This window comes from Grimontia sp. SpTr1 (assembly GCF_947387585.1).
Lineage (GTDB): Bacteria > Pseudomonadota > Gammaproteobacteria > Enterobacterales > Vibrionaceae > Enterovibrio > Enterovibrio indicus.
The window spans coordinates 662,234-681,308 of the sequence record NZ_CANDOD010000001.1; the positions used below are offsets into that span (position 1 = coordinate 662,234).

The 19,075-nt window shown below is 46.9% G+C and carries 12 protein-coding genes; 8 read left to right on the forward strand and 4 right to left on the reverse strand.

Annotation, left to right across the window (positions count from 1 at the left end; all coding sequences use genetic code 11):
• Nucleotides 1-131: 131 nt before the first annotated feature.
• Nucleotides 132-2,879, forward strand: coding sequence for a M16 family metallopeptidase (locus QL223_RS03155; RefSeq protein ID WP_281543873.1), 2,748 nt, complete (start codon nucleotides 132-134; stop codon nucleotides 2,877-2,879).
• Between the two features lie 48 nt (nucleotides 2,880-2,927).
• Here the strand turns inward: QL223_RS03155 and QL223_RS03160 are convergent, their stop codons facing one another.
• Nucleotides 2,928-3,101, reverse strand: a complete 174-nt coding sequence (locus QL223_RS03160; RefSeq protein WP_002536006.1) for a hypothetical protein — start codon at nucleotides 3,099-3,101, stop codon at nucleotides 2,928-2,930.
• 310 nt (nucleotides 3,102-3,411) lie between these two features.
• Between QL223_RS03160 and QL223_RS03165 the strand changes: the two genes are divergently transcribed.
• The 6 genes from QL223_RS03165 to QL223_RS03190 all read left to right on the forward strand — a co-directional run bounded on the left by QL223_RS03165 (nucleotide 3,412) and on the right by QL223_RS03190 (nucleotide 14,650).
• Entirely contained in the window at nucleotides 3,412-4,296 is an 885-nt protein-coding gene (locus tag QL223_RS03165; RefSeq protein WP_002536004.1) for a PhzF family phenazine biosynthesis protein, read from the forward strand.
• A gap of 153 nt (nucleotides 4,297-4,449) precedes the next feature.
• On the forward strand, nucleotides 4,450-5,658 hold the full coding sequence (locus QL223_RS03170) for an HDOD domain-containing protein (RefSeq protein ID WP_002536002.1): 1,209 nt from the start codon (nucleotides 4,450-4,452) through the stop codon (nucleotides 5,656-5,658).
• A 4-nt stretch (nucleotides 5,659-5,662) separates the two neighbouring features.
• Entirely contained in the window at nucleotides 5,663-8,971 is a 3,309-nt protein-coding gene (locus QL223_RS03175) for an ATP-binding protein (RefSeq protein ID WP_281543874.1), read from the forward strand.
• A gap of 474 nt (nucleotides 8,972-9,445) precedes the next feature.
• The gene (locus tag QL223_RS03180) at nucleotides 9,446-10,483 is read left to right on the forward strand and encodes an efflux RND transporter periplasmic adaptor subunit (protein ID WP_281543875.1); all 1,038 of its coding nucleotides are present in this window, start codon (nucleotides 9,446-9,448) and stop codon (nucleotides 10,481-10,483) included.
• A 1-nt stretch (nucleotide 10,484) separates the two neighbouring features.
• The gene (locus QL223_RS03185) at nucleotides 10,485-11,582 is read left to right on the forward strand and encodes an efflux RND transporter periplasmic adaptor subunit (protein ID WP_281543876.1); all 1,098 of its coding nucleotides are present in this window, start codon (nucleotides 10,485-10,487) and stop codon (nucleotides 11,580-11,582) included.
• On the forward strand, nucleotides 11,582-14,650 hold the full coding sequence (locus QL223_RS03190) for an efflux RND transporter permease subunit (protein WP_281543877.1): 3,069 nt from the start codon (nucleotides 11,582-11,584) through the stop codon (nucleotides 14,648-14,650). The genes QL223_RS03185 and QL223_RS03190 overlap by 1 nt, the downstream gene beginning before the upstream one ends.
• A 405-nt stretch (nucleotides 14,651-15,055) precedes the next feature.
• Here QL223_RS03190 and nhaA read toward each other — a convergent pair whose 3' ends face one another.
• The 3 genes from nhaA to QL223_RS03205 all read right to left on the reverse strand — a co-directional run bounded on the left by nhaA (nucleotide 15,056) and on the right by QL223_RS03205 (nucleotide 17,476).
• Entirely contained in the window at nucleotides 15,056-16,258 is a 1,203-nt protein-coding gene (gene nhaA, locus QL223_RS03195) for a Na+/H+ antiporter NhaA (protein WP_281543878.1), read from the reverse strand.
• A gap of 135 nt (nucleotides 16,259-16,393) precedes the next feature.
• Nucleotides 16,394-16,870 carry a DUF4442 domain-containing protein gene (locus tag QL223_RS03200; protein WP_281543879.1) on the reverse strand — a complete coding sequence of 159 codons (477 nt, stop codon included), beginning with the start codon at nucleotides 16,868-16,870 and terminating at the stop codon, nucleotides 16,394-16,396.
• An 84-nt stretch (nucleotides 16,871-16,954) separates the two neighbouring features.
• The gene (locus QL223_RS03205; RefSeq protein ID WP_002535988.1) at nucleotides 16,955-17,476 is read right to left on the reverse strand and encodes an NUDIX hydrolase; all 522 of its coding nucleotides are present in this window, start codon (nucleotides 17,474-17,476) and stop codon (nucleotides 16,955-16,957) included.
• Between the two features lie 217 nt (nucleotides 17,477-17,693).
• Here QL223_RS03205 and QL223_RS03210 point away from each other — a divergent pair, with 217 nt between their 5' ends.
• Nucleotides 17,694-19,019, forward strand: a complete 1,326-nt coding sequence (locus QL223_RS03210; protein ID WP_281543880.1) for a DEAD/DEAH box helicase — start codon at nucleotides 17,694-17,696, stop codon at nucleotides 19,017-19,019.
• Nucleotides 19,020-19,075 lie beyond the last annotated feature (56 nt).

The following is a 19,075-nucleotide window of genomic DNA, read 5'->3' on the forward strand; positions in this document are numbered from 1 at the left end:
TATTTTCCGTGTGGATAACAGAAACTGAGATTGTTCAGAGAGTTTGGCGATACTTGCCTTTACTGATACGACTATCTTGTGCTTGATTGAAAGGATCGCATTCTTTTTTAATCACTTAGTTTGGTGTATCTATGCTCGTTCGTTACGCAGTCGCGCTCATTGTTTTACTGATTTCCGGCTGTGCTTCTCTTTCTTCCTCTCCACAACTAACAACAGACCCTAACTGGGTCTCTGAAACCTTGCCAAATGGCATGCGCTACCACCTTTATCCCATCGAAGGCGAGCAAATTGAAGTTCGGTTGGTTGTGAATGTGGGTAGTCTGAATGAAGGAGAGGATGAGAGGGGCTACGCACATTTTATCGAGCATATGGCTTTCAACGGCACCCAACGTTATCCGAATAACTCAGTGTTTGAAGAGTTTGCTCAGGTTGGGGTGGAGTTTGGCCCTGATATCAACGCAGTGACTGACTATGGGCGAACCGTCTACCAGCTTTCTTTGCCGGATGCCCAACGTCTTCCTGACGCGTTGGATTGGTTCCGTGATATTTCCGATGGTCTGACACTGGACAGCCAAGAAGTGGACGCGGAGGTGGGTGTCATTTTCGCAGAGTGGCGACGTGACAACCGAGAAGATACATCTTGGCCCCTCAAACTCTATGAGGCGCTAATAGATGGGACTCCTTATATCGACCGGGATCCGATTGGTACAGAGCTTTCGCTGAATAGTGTCACGCCGGAAAGTCTTAGGGCGTTCTACAACAAGTGGTATCAAGCAAATCGAATCCAATTAGTGGTGATTGGCGGATTTAATGTTGAAAACCTGCAGGCTGAAATAGAGAAGGAGTTTTCCTCGCTCCGCACTGAAAGCAAAAGGCCCGAGCCTCACCGCATTGTCCCCGTCGACAGAGATACGCAATATCCACTGACGCTTTATGCCTCTCAGGGCGAGTCGCCCGCTTTAGTGGTCAGTTTCAAAGATGGTGAGGATCAATATCCCGAGACGCTAGCAGATCAGAGAGCTCTTTGGTTGCATTGGATGATGCTTGATGCGGTACAACTGCGTCTTGAAGAGCAGTTTGAGCGGGAAAACCTTGCACACAATGGCTTGTATTTCAACTTTGGCTTTCTACCAGGCTGGACAGTGTATGAACTGAGTGTGGAGTACAACGATGTTGATCGTCCCTATGTACTCGAATCAGTAGCCAAAAACCTCGCGTCGCTCCGTGACTATGGCGTTACAGAAGATGAATTTTCGTCCTTGGTAGAGCAATACGAAGCCAGTATTGTGTTCTATGAGAATCAGTTGCCTATCGAAGTGGCGGAGAACGTGTACAACGATCTCTATTACAACCGCTTACCTCAAAGCCGAGTCGAGCAAAACGACAACTTCAGCCAGTTTCTTAGAAACATCGAATTAAAAGATCTAAACAGAGAGCTGGCACGCTTACTGAAAGCATCAAATCAATCTCTGACGTTGGTTTACGGAAAAGGGGAGTCTATTGCTAATGCTGAGCTGCAACGAAATCAATATATAGAAACGTTGGCAAAGCCAGGCGAAGCGGTGAAGGTCTCCTACGCGGATGTGGAAATTCCTCAACCAGATTCCTTTGTCACGGTTACCGAAGATGCGGTTGAAATGGCGGAGAATGTTTTCCGGTGGAAACTCCCTAATGATTTGCCGGTTCTCTACTACAAAATGGATGACAGTTACTACGAAACACAGGTTGTGATTCAGGCCAAAGGTGGCGTCGCATCAATGACAACGAAAGAAAGAGCAGCGTTAGATTTGATGTTTGAAACGTATCGTAACGGCAGTGTCGGTGATGTTTCAGCCAACGATTTCTCGCACTACCTTGAGTCCTTGGGTGTGAACATCGAGCCACAGGTTTATGGCAATAGCCATAACTTTTCGATGTATATGCCAACAGAAGTACTGTTGGAAGGCCTGAATGCATTGCGTTATCTGATCGAAAACGTGAAGCCAAGCGAAGTGGCATTTGAGCGCGAAAAAGCTCGGCTGATTGAACGCATGCATTTGGCGCAAACTTCACCGTATGACCTGTTTGGACGGGCGTCATTAGCGTTGATTTACCCTAGACCTTCCTATGAGTCGCCTTTAGGTGCCGAAGACTATCAGGGGTTAACGTTTGAAGATGTCACATCGCTGTATGAAAAGTTATTTGGCGATATGGGGCATTTCAGTGTCTATGTCGTGTCCGATGAACCTGTGCTGGCTGTTCAAGGTGTGGTTACGGCGTTGCTTGGAAACCTGCAAACGAAAAGGGAAAGAACAAATACCAGCCCACTCCACTACAACAAGAATGGGGGCAAGGTAGTCAGACACCTCTCTCCGGAAAACCGTACTTATGTGGAGCAGGTGTATATTCGCGCTTCAACGCCACGCACGGTTGATTCGGTGTTTGCAGAGGACCTGCTTAACCGCATTCTACAAGCGCGCTATAACCAGCTAGTGAGAGAAAAGTACTCGCTGTCCTACGATCCGTTTTTCTCTTCCTGGACGTGGGATGGAGAATCAGTCGTTACGACGACCATGACAGCGTTGGTCTCCCCAGATAAGGAGCAGGCATTAGTAGCATTATGGCCAACAATAAAACAGACGCTGACACAGCCCGTCACCAAGACCGAGCGGGAGAATGCGGCGCGTCAATTGTTGAAAGACCTTTATGATCCCCAAACCGATCCGCAATTTATCGTTGGAACCCTTGCGCGCTACGATCTCTGGGGATATGCGCTGGAAGGACTCATTTTCCCAGAACAGGTTGTCGACAGAATCGATACACAGCGACTTTCTCGTATGGCGTCTGTGCTGTTTGATGATGCCGCTTTCTTCGAAAGTATTTTGCGGCCCACTAAATAAGAAAAACGCGCCTCGAGGGGCGCGTTTTAACCTTCATTCGACAGATAATTAATGGCTCTTTTGCCCACCGAAGTATTTTTCAAGAATCTCTGGCGTCAGCTCGCCTTTTTCTTCCAGTGCTTTTAGCTCTGCTGCGATACGCTTCTGCTCATCCATCGAAGGCAATGGAATGTCCGGTTCACGTTCTGGCGCATCTTTAATCAGGTTTTCTAAATCGATCATGTGGTTATTACCCAAATTACATTTGCCGATATTTTAATGAAAAAGTGACCTAGCTATCAAGGCTACAGGCTCTCTATCGCGGCTTCCCTAAATATCAATCAATTTCTTGTGTTTTACGGCATTTTGTAACACTGTAACAAAGATACCCAAGCAAATTGATTTCCCCATGGCCTTAATTTCTTCAACAGAGAGAATGGGATAACGAAACTTGGTGTAGGTGCTGAACATTTTGGCGTGTTCAGGCTGAATTGACTCGACATCATTCGATGGAAAGCCAACTGACAATAATAAGAACTAAGGAAAGGTAACTATGTCAGATATTCTTGAAGTCTATGTAACCAACGCATTTGTGGCAGAAAACCAAGGCGGTAACCCAGCAGGGGTTGTAGTGAATGCTGAAGGGTTAACTGTTGCACAAATGCAATCTATCGCGGCAGAGCTAGGTTATTCTGAAACAGCGTTTATTTCGCCTTCCAAAAAAGCGGACTACCGTGTTCGTTTCTTTACCCCCACTGAAGAAGTCAATTTCTGTGGGCACGCAACGGTAGGCACGTTTTCAACGCTCTTCAAAACCGGAAAAATAGAAGCTGGAGACTACAAGCAGGAAACCGGGGCTGGGATATTGGGTGTGACGGTGACCGAAGACGGACGCATTAACATGCAACAAGTGTTACCTGAGTTTGGTGACACCTTTAGCGAGGCAGATATCGCGCCATTGCTTGGTCTTTCAACGGAAGACATCCTCGCCACCGGGCTACCCATCAAAGCCGTATCGACAGGCCTTTGGGACATCATTGTTCCTGTCGATGATGAAGCTAAGCTCTTGGCGATCGAAGCGGATCACAAAGCAATTTCGACGTTCAACCGCAAAACGAACACAGGTGCAATTCACGCCTTCGCACTGACGCCGACAGAATCTGATATCTCAGCGAAATGCAGAAACTTCGCCCCTGCGTTGGGTATTGATGAAGAGTCGGCAACGGGTAGTGCAGCCGGTGCTTTGGCCTCTTACCTTCATATCTATCAGGGAGGCAAATACCGTTACTTGTTTGAGCAGGGTGAGGTGTTGAATAAGCGCTCTTTGCTTTGGGCGAGTGTAGAGTCTGAAGACGACAAGATTAGCGCGGTATTTGTTGGCGGCGTCAGTGATAAGCCAGTGCGGATTCCTTACAGATTAAAAGTTGAAGCGGTATAATTTTCAGAAGGGAGCAGAAATGCTCCTTTTTTCATGTGGTTGCTCATCGGTTTGCATGTTCAAGGATGTGACTTATTTAGCGGAAAAAGAAGGAAAAATTCGGCAATTGGTCTAATTTTTAAAGAGGAATCTTAACTATGGGACTTACTCTGCGTGGCCGAAGTATTTTTCTCATGTCAGCCAGTTTTCGATAAAGACCTTCAACACTGGGGGAGTGAGCTCTTGTTCCGCGAAGGACTGGAGAACAAATTCCCTTCTATCGACGAAGACACAGCGACGTCTCGCATTCTTAGTGCAAACTTTTTAGCGTGTGGCGGTAAGCCGGATAAAACGCGATATATCGTTAGCTTTGGCCAGTCATCCCTGATGGATGAAATTCCACTTTCGATGCCGCCCCAGCACCTGATTATCTCCGTCACTGACGACTGTGCACCCACACAGGAAGTAGTCAGTAAACTCCGCACCTATCGTACAGAAGGCTACCGTATCCTGATGGACGGGAAAGCCATGACCAATGAGTGGCGTAATCATTTAGAGCTGGTAGATATTTTCAGCATCAGCATGGAGCGCTCCAAGCCTTCTGATTGGGAGAATGTTATTTCCCAATATTCGCAGCAGGTTTTTCTGGCTAGAAAGGTAGAAAAACAAGATGAACTTGCCGCCGCACAAAGCTGCGGTTTCGCACTTTTTCAGGGCTACTTCTTCGAGAAACCACAGATCAAACGTTCAGAAGATATAGCGCCTTCTGTTATGTCGTTGCTGGATGTTTGCATCATCATCAACCGTAATCCAGATGACATTGACACGCTCACCAAAATCATCTCGAAAGATGTATCACTGCTGTACAAAGTGGTGGCGAGTGCCAACATTCTCGCTAAAACCAAAACCAATAAGATTTCCAACCCGCGCCAAGCAGTGGTTTATCTTGGCGTGCAGGCACTTAGACGTTTGGTGTCATTGTTGATCATGACGAACCTGAACCATCAACATGCCCATCAATTACAGAGTGCGTCTTTGATACGTGCGACTTTTCTATCTTCAATGGAAAATAACATACGCGGTTTTGACAAAGATGAGGCATTTATTGTTGGTGCATTTTCTATGCTTGACGTGATGCTAAGCAAGCCCATGGAAGACATCGTCGGTGAGTTGGATCTCTCCAATGACGTAAAACGTGCATTGATTGCTAAAGAAGGGGTTTACGGACAGTTCCTGTCGCTATGCCATGACATTGAAAGGGCAAATTGGAATGGTGTGCTACACACCTGTAACCAGCTCAAACTCAATGACAAGGCAGTGTTGAAAGAATTCGAACAGGCTCGCAGCAGTACCGCGGACATGACTTCCAGCATGCAGGTATGACCCTATGCTGATGATGCGAACAAAACTCGCGGTAATTTTGGTGGTTAGCGGCACACTGATTCTCAGTGTGTTTGGCGTGTTTAACTACTACAAAACCCACGATCGCCTTTATGGTGAGATGGACTTCGAACTCGAATCTATTATTGCCCGGCTTTCCTACCGGCTTCCCGCCCAGATGTGGAACTATGATTTTGAGTCTGTCGTTAAAGATCTGGAAAGTGAAACCCTTTCCCGTTTCGTCTATCGCATTGAAGTTGTTTCTAAAGACGATAACTTCCGTCATATCACCAAGCCCAAAAGCGGAGAGTTCAGTAACGAGTTTCGTCTACGCAGTATTCCATTGATTTATGACGAGCTGAATGAACAAGCCAAAGTCGGGGACTTGATTATTTATGAAGACCCGAGACCGATTGAGAGTACCCTCACGTCAGAAATCGTTTCCGGTATCGCGCAGGTTTTCCTGCTGGATCTGATGATCATGTTCCTGATTTGGAAGTACGCCCGGGCGATAAAGGAAATTGAATCAAGCAAAAACTACCTCAACACTATTATCCACAGCTACAAAGACGGACTTTTGGTGCTGGGGGAAGACCACGAAATCACAACGCTCAATGAAGCTGCGAGGCGGATGTTTGAGCTGGAAGACGTGCCGATTGAGAAGGTGACCTTATCGAAAGTTATCGCCAAAGTCGTTCCTGATTCCCGCGCGTATTTCTCACAAGCACTTTATGGCTTCAATACAAAAAGCTTGAATTATGAGCTTATCAGAACCGATGAACGTCAGATCGTGCAGGTTCGCTCCAATAAAATCGAGGTGAATGAAAAACCGCTTCAAGTAGCGATTATCCGCGACATTACGGAACAGCATCTGGACAAAATAAAAGTGTCAAAAGGTGCGGAGCTCTTCTCTGCCGTGAAAACCTTGCAGGACAAATTCCTGATCAGCGATGACTACCACAACAGCTTTCGCGAAGTGTTAAAGATCCTGTTAAAGATTGGTGAGAGTAATCACGGCATTATTGTGGAGCTGGATTACGAAGCCCAGAATAATTACCGCATTCTGGCGCAAACACGGCTGATTGCGAATGGCTATGTGTCGGAAGAATTCGTTCGCAACGTTGTCACGCGTGTCATTGACACCCAGAAAGGGGACAGAAGCCTGCAATTGGCGGGGCAATCGTCAAACAACGGGAAACTGATTATTAACTCCCTCAGCATGCCTCTGTTTCTCTCGAACCAATTAGTGGGCGTGGTTTGTCTCTTTGATGAATCTACCAATTATGATGAAGACTTGGTGTCTTGGCTTGAGCCGGTATTGTCGAGTCTCAGTGCCATGGTTAACTTCGTCCGCCAGAAGAAATTGAATGATTTAATCACCGAGCAAATGGTGCACGCTAAAGAGGAAGCTGAGAAAGCCAACGAAGCCAAGACCAACTTCCTCGCGATGATGAGCCATGAAATCCGCACGCCGATGAATGGCATTGTGGGCATGTCTAATCTGCTCAAAGAAACCGACCTCAATCAACAACAATCGTATTTTGTCGATACGCTGGTTCACTCTTCGAATGCATTGCTGAATATCATCAATGACGTGCTCGATTTAACCAAAATCGAGGCGGGTAAAATGCGTCTATTGGATCAGGAATGTGAGCTGCCGGACCTCGTTCATGATGCGCTAGTGGTTTTCCATGCCAAAGCTGTCGAAAAAAGCTTGAGGCTGCATTGCCTTATCGAACCAGACTTGCCGCGTTGGTTAATGCTGGATCCAGTTCGCTATACGCAAATTATTCTGAACCTGGTGGGGAATGCTCTCAAGTTCACCAAACATGGGTCTGTGATGGTCCATGTGAGCAAAACCATTCTGGACGAAGTGGAGCATATCAGGCTTGAAGTTAAGGACACGGGAATTGGTATTCCCGAAGAAAAGTTAGGAACCATCTTCGAAAACTTTACTCAAGTCGATAACTCCTATTCTCGCTCATATCAAGGCACAGGGCTTGGTCTGCCAGTTTGTCTGAAACTCACGGAACTGATGGGCGGTGCAATTGAGGTTGTCAGCAAGGAAGACGTGGGAACGACCTTCATTGTGGATGTTCCTCTCACGTTGGTACCAGAGAACACCAACTGTTTGCTGGAGAACCTGACACTGAAGCCGGAGGTTGAAGGTAAAGCGGCCATCATCGCTACTCAGGACTCCCAACTTTATGCCGTATTAAATGCATACCTTTCAAACGTTGGCTTAAACGTTGAGCAATGGTCTAAGAGCACGCCGCCAGAAGAGGAAATCTGTGAATCGGCGCTGCTATTTGTTGATGACAATATGATCAGTGAAATGCGTCCTGCAATGAACCCTGCTAATCACACGTTGTTGATCAGTCATAGTGGTGTGGTAGACGAGTTTGGTATGCCGTGTCTCATTAACCCTATCAACCCAGATGCACTTATTAATGCGCTTTCTGCTGACTCGCCTATTGATGTAGAAGTGCCGGAAGTAAAAGCTGATGCGGTGCGTTTTGATGGATTGAATGTTCTGATCGCTGAAGACCACTTAGTGAATCAGGATTTGATGGTATTGGTACTTAACAGTTTAGGTTGCCAGTCAACGTTGGCGGATAACGGGTTAGAAGCGTTAGAGAAACACCGGGCCAATCCGTTTGATTTGATCCTGATGGATTGTCAGATGCCGGAAATGGATGGCTTTGAGGCAACGCGAAACATACGTGATTTTGATGAAAATGTCCCGATTATCGCAGTGACAGCGAATGCGCTATCTGGTGATGCGCAGCGTTGTTTAGATTCGGGAATGAATGCTCACCTTGCTAAACCGTTTACTAAAGAACAATTAGTGAATTTGATGCTGTTGTATGTGCCAGGAGAAAAAGCATTTCCGGTTTCCAAAGGGTGGGAGCCTGAAGAGATAAAGCAAGAGGGAGATGAGGTATCTGAGCAAGCTCCACCAAAAGTCACGCTGGAAGAATGCACCACGTTTGATGTCAATCAACTCAAAGATCAAGTAGGAGATAGTGAAGAGTTGATGCTTCATATTCTGACCAAATATCTCACTACTCAGGAGGCTGATATGGAAGCGCTGCATAGCGCAATGTCATCTTCCGACCTGGCTGGCGTGAGAAAAATCGCGCACCGAATGAAAGGTGCGGCGTCGATGATCGGGGCAAGAGAACTGGCAGAACTGTGTCTTTCCATTGAAAAAGATCACGACAAAGGCCTAGAGCTCATACAAAACCGTTTTGACGAGTTGAATGCCCGTACTGCGGAAATCAAGCAAGAGTTAGAAAGCCTTTCCAGTGCCTGATATACCCAAACAACCTGAATATGCTCGCATTGAGGCCCTCCCTTCGGGCGAGTTGACTGACGCCGTGCTCTTTGTTGTCCCTTTTTGATGGAGATAACTACACCTACAAAGGGACGCCGCGATCACAACGCCAGTCAAACTCGCTGAATCCTGCATCTTCAGGTTGTTTGGGTATATAAGCAAACTGGCAGAAATCCGGTTTATAGAGTTGCTTGGACACAAAAACAGACGTGCAAGATCAGTAATAGTTCAGGTCACGCTATGAAAGTCGAGTTGTGACCTTGTTGCAGACTTCACTTCTGCTACCTATCTCAATCCTCAGAATTTAAACAAAATTTCATCACTTTCGACTTCAGACCTAGGTTCAGTTGTTATAGAAATGGCTACTATTTCAAAAGTGCATGAAATGCTAGTCATCCCATTAATACCGTCAATATATCCATTCGTTGGCGGCACAAAGCAAGGAGCGCGACCATGAAGAAAACGCTATCACTGGCGTTGGTCTCCCTTTACTTAACCGGCTGTAGTGAAGAACCCCCAATCCCTGAACCTGAAGCTCGCCCTGCGAAGCTCATGACAGTCGCCATTGGTGATAGTGATGTTGTTCGTGAGTTCCCGGGTACTGTAGAAGCCGATGATGAAGCCGTACTCGCTTTCCGCGTTGCAGGAGAGATTGTCGATATTCCTGTCGTAGCTGGACAGGATGTGGTGACAGGTGATGCGCTTGCAGAGCTGGATAAAGACGAATACAGCCTTCTACTGCAAAAGGCCAAAGCGAGTTACCAACTTGCCAAGGTGCAATATGATCGCGCAGTCAAACTGAAGAAAACTAACGTCATCTCCGCGCAGGATTTTGATAAAGCAAAATCCAGCTTAAATGAAGCTCAAGCTGGATTAGATTTGGCGCAATCAAACTTTAATTACACCACCCTTAAAGCGCCTTATACCGGCACGATTTCTCTGCGTATGAAGGAGAAGAACGAGTTTGCCAACGCCATGGAGCCTGTTATGCATATCCAAACTAAGGATGTGATTAACGTGAGCTTCCAGCTGCCAGAAAGATTGATTAGCTTCTTTGACCAAGAAAACGACTCTACGCACTCCAAGCCACGTATTCGGTTTGACGCGTATCCAAATCAAGAGTTTGAGGCTGACTTCAAAGAAGTCGATACCGAAGCAGATGCGACATCTGCTTCTTATCGCATCACCGTCTCTTTGCCTCGGCCTGAGAACGTAAATGTTCTGCCGGGTATGGCAGCACAAGTCTTTACTTCTATTACTGCATCCAGTCATAACAAATTGCCAGAAACGGCTGTGGAAGCCAGTGATGCAGGTACCTATGTCTGGCGTGTTGCCGACAGTGGTGCGGTTTCACGTGTTCAGGTTGAGCTGGGTGAAGATAACAAACTCGAAGCTGGGCTAAACAATGGTGATGTTATTGTGGTGAACGGTCTATCCAGTCTTGAAGAGGGCATGGTGGTGTTCCCGTGGGTTAAGGAGCGAGGACTGTAATATGAAAAATCCAATCGGCCTTACCGTGGCAATGACAGCATTGGCGTTGTCCCTTTCGGGGTGTGGCAAAGCGCCTCAGTCCAAAGAAAAAGCACTTCTGAATGTTGATGTCGTGGAAATTGGCGACGACTCACTGGGTAGTGAGTTGCATTTCCCAGCCATTGCCGCAGCGGCAGACAGAGCTGAACTTTCGTTTCTTGTCGCTGGCGAGATCAATAAGATCAACGTAAAAGCAGGGGATATCGTTAAGAAGGATACCGTGCTGGCGACCTTGGATCCGACAGACTACAAACTGCAGGTCGACAATGCGAAAGCAAGATTCGATGTGGTGGATAGCCAATATCGACGCTCCAAACCGTTGGTAGACAAAGGCTTACTGGCAAAATCCCAATTTGATGAAATCGGTGCGCAGCGAGCAATTGCCAAAGCTGAACTTGAATTGGCAAGGCTCAAGCTTTCTTACACCGAGCTGAAAGCACCGGTTGACGGCGTTATCAGCCGTGTTCCTGTTCAGCAATTCGAAAACGTGGGTATAGGGCAGAGTATTTTGAACATTCATGATGCTACCCAGGTTGATATCCGCATTCAGGTGCCGGATGTACTGTTCTCCAAACATGGTGGTAAAACCCGTGAAGAGAACAACGCAACCATTCGGCCCCATGTCAGAACAGAAGATGGCAAAGAGTACCGTGCATCAGTGAAAGAGTTTACGGCGCAGCCGGATCCTGAAACAGGCTCTTTCATGGTGACACTGACCATGCCAATGCCGGAAGACAAGTTCATTTTGGATGGTATGACGGTTGAAGTAGTGGTTGAAGAGCTTGGGCTGTACAACGATAGAGCAAGCCAGGTTGAAATCCCGATGGAAACGGTCTTCAACGAAGATGGTGATGCGCTCGATCCTTCCAACAAATTTGTATGGGTCGTTGGCGCTGACAACACAGTTGAGAAACGCAAGGTGAAAGTGGGTGAACTCACGCCGACAGGCGTCTTGGTCACCAGTGGCTTAGAGCGGGGAGACAAAGTGGTCTCTGAAGGTGTGAACCGCCTTCGTGCCGGGCAGTCAGTCAATATCGTTGCGAATAAGGAAATCAACTGATGAAACAGACCGTAGCCAGCTACTTTATCAATAACAAGATCATCAGTTGGATGCTGACGCTGATATTTCTGATCGGCGGTACCACTTCATTCTTTGGTCTTGGACGATTGGAAGATCCCGCTTTCACACTGAAAGATGCTTTGGTCATTACTAGCTACCCGGGAGCGACGCCTCAACAAGTAGAAGAGGAAGTGACCTACCCACTTGAAAAAGCCGTTCAACAATTAGTGTATGTCGACGAAGTAAGGTCGATTTCGAGCCGTGGTTTATCACAGATCACCGTAACAATGAAAAACAACTACGGCCCAGACGACTTACCACAGATATGGGATGAACTGCGTCGTAAGGTCAATGACGTTAGAAGTAGCCTACCTCCTGGCGTTGGTGACCCTCAGGTCATTGACGATTTCGGTGATGTATTCGGCGTATTACTCGCCATTACGGGGGAGGGGTATTCCTATAAGGAACTGTCTGACTATGTCGACTTTCTTCGCCGGGATTTGGAACTGGTTGATGGCGTCGGCAAGGTTCAGGTAACAGGTACCCAGCAAGAGCAAGTGTTCATTGAAATGTCGATGAGAAGGCTTTCAAATCTGGGTATTTCACCGGATACCCTTGATAGTTTGCTGGCGACGCAGAACATCGTATCCAGTGCTGGTGCATTGCGTCACGGGGACGAATACCTTCGCATTCACCCCACGGGTGAGTTCGAAAGTGTTGAAGAACTCGGTAACCTTATCCTCAATGAGGCGGGTTCACAGGAACTTATCTACCTGAAAGACGTGGCGTACATTAAGCGCGGTTATCAGGAAGTACCCACTAATGTCTTAATGTACAACGGTCAACAGGCACTGCACCTTGGCGTGTCGTTTGCCGACGGCGTTAACGTTGTGGAAGTGGGCGAACGTTTGGAACGACGATTGGCCGAATTAAAAGAGAACCAGCCAATTGGCATAGATATAGGGGTGGTTTACGCGCAGCCAGTGGAAGTCGATACCTCAGTTAAGGGCTTTGTGGTGTCGTTGGGTCAGGCTGTGGCGATTGTTATCATCGTCCTTCTCTTCTTCATGGGTTTGCGTTCAGGTCTGCTGATTGGTTTGATTCTTCTGCTTACCGTGCTCGGTACGTTCATCTTCATGAAGTACTTCGCTATCGACCTTCAACGTATTTCCCTAGGTGCTTTGGTTATCGCTCTCGGTATGCTGGTGGACAACGCCATAGTGGTGGTGGAAGGGATACTTATAGGGTTAAAGAAAGGGCGAACGCGGATAGAAGCGGCATCCGATATCGTCACGCAAACAAAATGGCCGTTACTGGGCGCAACAGTGATTGCCGTAACTGCATTTGCGCCAATTGGTTTGTCAGATGACTCTACTGGTGAGTACTGTGGCACCTTATTCTCAGTGCTGTTGATCTCTTTGATGCTGAGCTGGTTTACCGCAATTACATTGACGCCATTTTTTGCCAGTTTGTTCTTTAAAGAAGAGAACATGGAAGACGGCAAAGCCATGGAAGACCCCTACAACGGTATGTTGTTTGTGGTTTACAAAAAGTTCTTGGATATCTGCATGAAGCGCGCTTACTTAACCATGATCATTTTGGTGGGCGCATTGGTGGCAGCGCTATATGGCTTCACTCTGTTGAAGCAGTCTTTCTTCCCATCTTCTACCACGCCAATGTTTATGGTCGATGTTTGGATGCCAGAAGGAACCGATATCCGCGCCACAGAAGAAACGCTGATTGAGTTGGAGTCCTGGATTCTTGAACAACCTAATGTCGAGTATATAAACACCAGTTCTGGTAAGGGTGTTCAGCGCTTTATGTTGACCTATGCGCCGGAGAAAAGTTACTCGGCTTATGGTGAAGTGATTATTCGTGTCAAAGATTACGAATCAGTGGTGCCAACTATGGCGTCGATTCGTGAGCATATTGATGCCGATTTCCCAAATATCCAATACAAGCTGAAGCGCATTGAATTAGGGCCTTCTTCCGGGTCGAAAATTGAAGCGCGTATCTTAGGTGCTGACCCAACCATTCTGCGTACGATAGCCGCTCAAGTAACTGACATCCTGAATGCAGACCCGGATGCAGTAAACGTGCGACATGACTGGCGTGAACGGACCAAGATTCTCGAGCCACAATTCAACGAAAGTCAGGCGCGTCGTTACGGTATTACCAAAAGAGACGTTGATGAACTGCTGATGATGACCTTCTCGGGTCTGAATGTTGGTGTTTATCGTGATGGCACGACATTGATGCCGATCGTGACACGTTTACCAGAGCAAGAGCGCGTTGATGTGAAGACCATTGAAGGAATGAAGATCTGGAGCCCTGTGCTGAAAGATTACATTCCATTGCAGCAGGTGATTTTGGGTTATGACCTGATTTGGGAAGATCCACTCATCATGCGTGAAAACCGTAAACGCACTCTAACAGTATTGGCCGACCCTGATCCGCTTCAGGATGAAGTGACAGCGGCGACGCTACAAAAACGTATTCAACCTTTGGTGGAAGAGATTGAGCTGCCTAAAGGCTATTACATAGAGTGGGGTGGTGAGTATGAATCATCTGGTGAAGCGCAGGAAAGCCTGTTTACTACCATGCCAATGGGCTACCTGTTCATGTTCCTGGTCACTGTTGTGCTGTTCAACTCAGTGAAAGATTCGCTGATTGTCTGGTTGACAGTGCCATTGGCGGTCATTGGTGTAACGACAGGTTTGTTATTACTGGATACCCCATTCGGCTTTATGGCTTTATTGGGCTTCTTAAGCCTTTCAGGGATGTTGATCAAAAACGGTATCGTCTTGATTGACCAAATCAATATTGAAATGGAGAGCGGGAAAGACCATTACAATGCGATTGTTGACGCTGCTGTGAGCCGGGTTCGTCCAGTATGCATGGCGGCAATTACTACCGTGCTTGGTATGGTGCCTCTGCTGCCTGATGTTTTCTTCAAGCCGATGGCGGTGACCATCATGTTCGGTTTGGGATTTGCAACGGTGTTGACCTTGATTGTGGTGCCGGTACTTTACCGGATCTTCTACAAGATAAAATATCATCCTGCCTAAGCACGATTTCACCCATAAAAATGCCTGCATAATGCAGGCATTTTTCATTTGAAAATAGTGCTAAAAATCACACAGAAAAAATTTATTTCATTTGTCTGTAATTACTTGTTATATAAATAATTAAATAAAAACAATGCATTACGCTTATGTTTCGCTTGTGGATAACGGAATTTTTATCCACAAAAACAGTTGATAAGTCGGTAGATTTCTCTTCCTAAACCTTACTAAAAGCGGCCTCTGTGAAAGTCAATACCTCATCTGTTTCAATGACGAAATGGATAATTCTGGGTTGCAGAATTTTAACCTTTTACTAAACGCATCTCATGATTTTGTAGAACAGAAAAAGCCCGCCAAATGATCTTCTGACGGGCTTTAACTGATTGATATATCGTTAATGTGTCAGAGCTAAGTCTGCTCTGCTTCTGAGGAGTGACGAGGAATCCGCTCGAAGGTTTGCTTGAGCGCCAAGTAGCCCAATACAGAGGCCAGAAACGAGCCGATAAATATGGCAATACGCGACAAATCAACCAGCGCATGATTGTCTGTCCCCGGGAACGCCAGAGTAGTTATGAATATGGACATCGTAAAACCGATACCGCAAAGAATCGACGCTGCCATGATGTGGGCAAAATGAAGCCCTTTGGGCAGGCTGGCAATACCCATCCTAATCGAGATAAAGCAGGCCAATGAGATACCGATGGGTTTGCCGAGCAATAAGCCGAGGGTAATACCCAGCGGTAAGGGTTCTAGCAAAAGACCAAGGCTAAAGTTATCCAGCGGCACACCCGAATTAGCAAAAGCGAAGGCTGGTAGTATCAAATAACTACTCCAAGGGTGTATACCGTGTTCAAGATAACGGAGAGGGCTGCGGACGCGATGATGCTTAATACGAAGCGGAATAGCAAAGCCCAGTATGACACCGGCAACTGTTGCGTGAACGCCTGATTTCAACACCGCTACCCATAACACTGCACCGACCAGCAAATATCCTGTTAGGCGGGCGACACCTTTTGCATTCATGTAAAAGAGCGTTGCACTGGCAAGCACAGCGATAGACAGGGCAATAACAGACAAATCGCTACTAAAGAAAAGGGCGATAATAATAACCGCCCCCAAGTCATCGATGACTGCCAGTGCCAATAGAAAAACCTTTAAGCTGACTGGCGATTGTTTTCCAAATAATGCCAACACACCGAGCGTGAAGGCGATGTCCGTTGCGGCTGGAATTGCCCAGCCTTGCATGGCTTTCGAATCATCGTAGTTAAAGACGGCAAAGAACAAAATCGGAACAACCATACCGCCAATGGCTGCAGCCACGGGAAACATAGCTCGGGAGCGGGTTCTGAGGGCGCCTTGAATCAGCTCTCGTTTCACTTCCAAACCGATTAAAAGGAAAAAGATGGCCATCAGGCCATCGTTAATCCAAAGCAGAAGATTCTTTTCGATATCCAACGATCCAACTTTGAAATGTATCGGTGTATCGAGAAGTGCGAGATAGAAATGAGCGAGGGGCGAGTTTGCGATGATTAAAGCCAAAAATGCAGAGGCAATCAGGATGATACCGGGCGCTGTATCGAGCTGAAAAAAATCGACTAGCTTTTTGTTCAAAATGCTTCTCCCGATATCTTTTAATACTACATAAGTCTAATGAGTAAAAAGAGAAAAGGGCAAAGTCTGCCCCATGGATATGAGAGAAATTTGTGATAGAAGCTAGACAGATCGACCTTTAGTGCAACTAATTGATCATCCCACAGCTTTGACAGACAAGGTTAGGTCAAACACAGCCATTGGTTCGTCGCCATGTAAGGAAGGACATGTGGCAGTGATTCGGACGGGTTGATTAACGCGTTCCCCGGTTGCCATGGTTTGATCCAGCATGTCGTCGATTAACTGGCCGTCATTGCAGGTGAAAATAACATCTGCTTCCGGGCGTTTCAGAAATTCCCCGGTGACAGCCTTAAAAGCCAGCGAAATTTCCTTTCCACGGGATTCTGCTTTACTCATTGCCATAAAGCCACCGGCAACGTCAGCGCCAACTGCTAGCGTTCCAAAATACATGCTATTGAGATGGTTCTTGGTTTTGCGCTTGAGCGGAATACGGATTTGAACTTGTTCTTCGTTCAACACCAAGATCTTGGGGCGGCAGTACCAAATCAGAGGAACTTTGAAGAAGCCAAACAGCTTAAGCATGCGGTTGGCGTGGGCGAGAGACTGTTTCATGCTTCGTCCTTGAAGAGGAAAGATGCGTTCACCCTAATTTTCAACTGGTCGGATGTCAATGTTAAGCCACTGTTAATGAGCGCTCTATGTGATCAGTCCGAGTAATTGCGCCCGGCAAAATGCGACAATGGTTTTGCTGTCCTGAATTTCATTTTCTGCAATCAGTCGTTTGACTTCATCGACGGTAAAATGCACCACTTCAATGACTTCATCGTCATCCATCTCTGCCGCGCAGGGGGATAGCTGTTTAGCAACAAACAGGTACTGGGTTTCATTGCAAAAGCCCGGTGCGGGAAGAGACTCACCAATGGCGTGCCATTCATCGGCCTGTAATTGAGCTTCTTCTGCCAATTCTCGCTGTGCGCAAACATTGGGTGATTCCGATGATTCGAGGGTTCCTGCCGGAAATTCATAAATCCATCTGCGAATAGAAGGGCGGTATTGGCGGATCATCACTAATTTCCCATCGTTTGCGATCGGAAGAATAAGAACAGCGCCGGGATGCTCCAGAGTGATGTGATTGGTCACAAGACCATTTGGCAGCGTGTGTTCGCTCTCTTCAAGAGAGAATCGTTTCCAGGCGAAGAGTTGTTTAGGTTGGTTCATAGATGATAATTCCATTGAAGTGCTGTCGACTACGCTAACTGCAATACCGTTAAAGGCAGAAGATTGGTTGATTAGGCAACGTAAAAATGTGATCCACCACAATAAAAACTGCGGCAATTTACAGAAGTATGGTAGAATCCGCGCCAATTTTGTGGGAGTTGGAACGCCAAGTGGGCTCAGTAACTCTCTGTATAGATGATAATTCTGGAGTATTACCTTGCAATTTGAAGACCTGGGTTTAGATAAACGCCTTCTTAAAACGATGGAACTTTGGGGCTTTAGTACCCCGACTGATGTGCAGGCTTCTGCCATTCCTGTCGTTTGTGCAGGCAAAGATCTGCTGGCGTCGTCTAAAACCGGATCAGGTAAAACCCTGGCTTTTCTCCTGCCTGCATTGCAGCGCGTGATGCGCGGTAAAGCATTCAGCCGTTCTGGTCCACGTGTTGTAGTTCTTGCACCAACCCGTGAGTTGGCAAAACAGGTTTATGGTGAACTGCGTAAACTGCTGGCTGGCACCCAATACAAAGGCATGCTGATCCTTGGTGGTGAAAACTTTAACGACCAAGCAAAAGAATTCCGTAAAGATCCTGTGTTTATCGTTGCAACCCCGGGCCGTTTGGCGGACCACTTGGAACACCGTCACTTGACGCTGGAAGGTCTGGAATTGCTCATTCTTGATGAAGCAGACCGTATGTTAGACCTGGGTTTTGCTCCGCAATTGGAAGCGATCAATAACGCGGCCAGCCATCGTCGTCGTCAAACGCTGATGTTCTCTGCAACTCTGGATCACCAGCAAGTTAACGAGATTGCTGCTGACATGCTTAAGGAGCCAAAGCGTGTTGCAATTGGCTTTGTGAATGAAGAGCACAAAGACATCGAACAACGTCTTTTCCTTTGTGACCATCTTGACCACAAACAAGCCTTGCTCGATCGAGTCATGGAAGAAGAGCAGTACCAGCAAATGATGATCTTCACCGCGACCCGCGCGGATACAGATCGTTTGGCTAAAGTGTTCGCTGACCGTGGTATTAAAGCCGTTGCTCTGAGCGGTGATCTGAGCCAAAGCGCGCGTAACCGCATCATGAACGAATTTGAACGTGGCCTCCATAAAGTGATGGTAACGACAGATGTCGCCTCACGTGGTTTGGATATCTCAAACGTATCTCACGTGGTGAACTTCGACATGCCAAAACATGCTGAAGAATATGTTCACCGTATCGGCCGTACTGGTCGAGCAGGTAACAAAGGCATCGCGATTTCTTTCGTAGGCCCTAAAGACTGGAACAGCTTCAAGAGCATTGAAGGTTTCCTCGATAAGCGCATGAGCTTCGTGACTTTCGAAGGCCTTGAAGGCAAGTTCAAAGGCTTGGCTCCGAAGAAAAAGAAAACCTTTAGCAAGAAGCCACAGCACAAGAAGAAAACTGGCAAGCCTTCAGAGAAGAAAGCAGCAGCACCTAAGAAGCGTAACAAGAGCTTCTACCAAGGTGTGGCTGTTGGCGAACAAGTGTTTGCTGTTAAGAAGAAAAAGCCTGCGGAAGAATAATCAGATTCTGCTTCAAAAAAGCGCCTTCCATTGGCGCTTTTTTTCTATATTGTCGG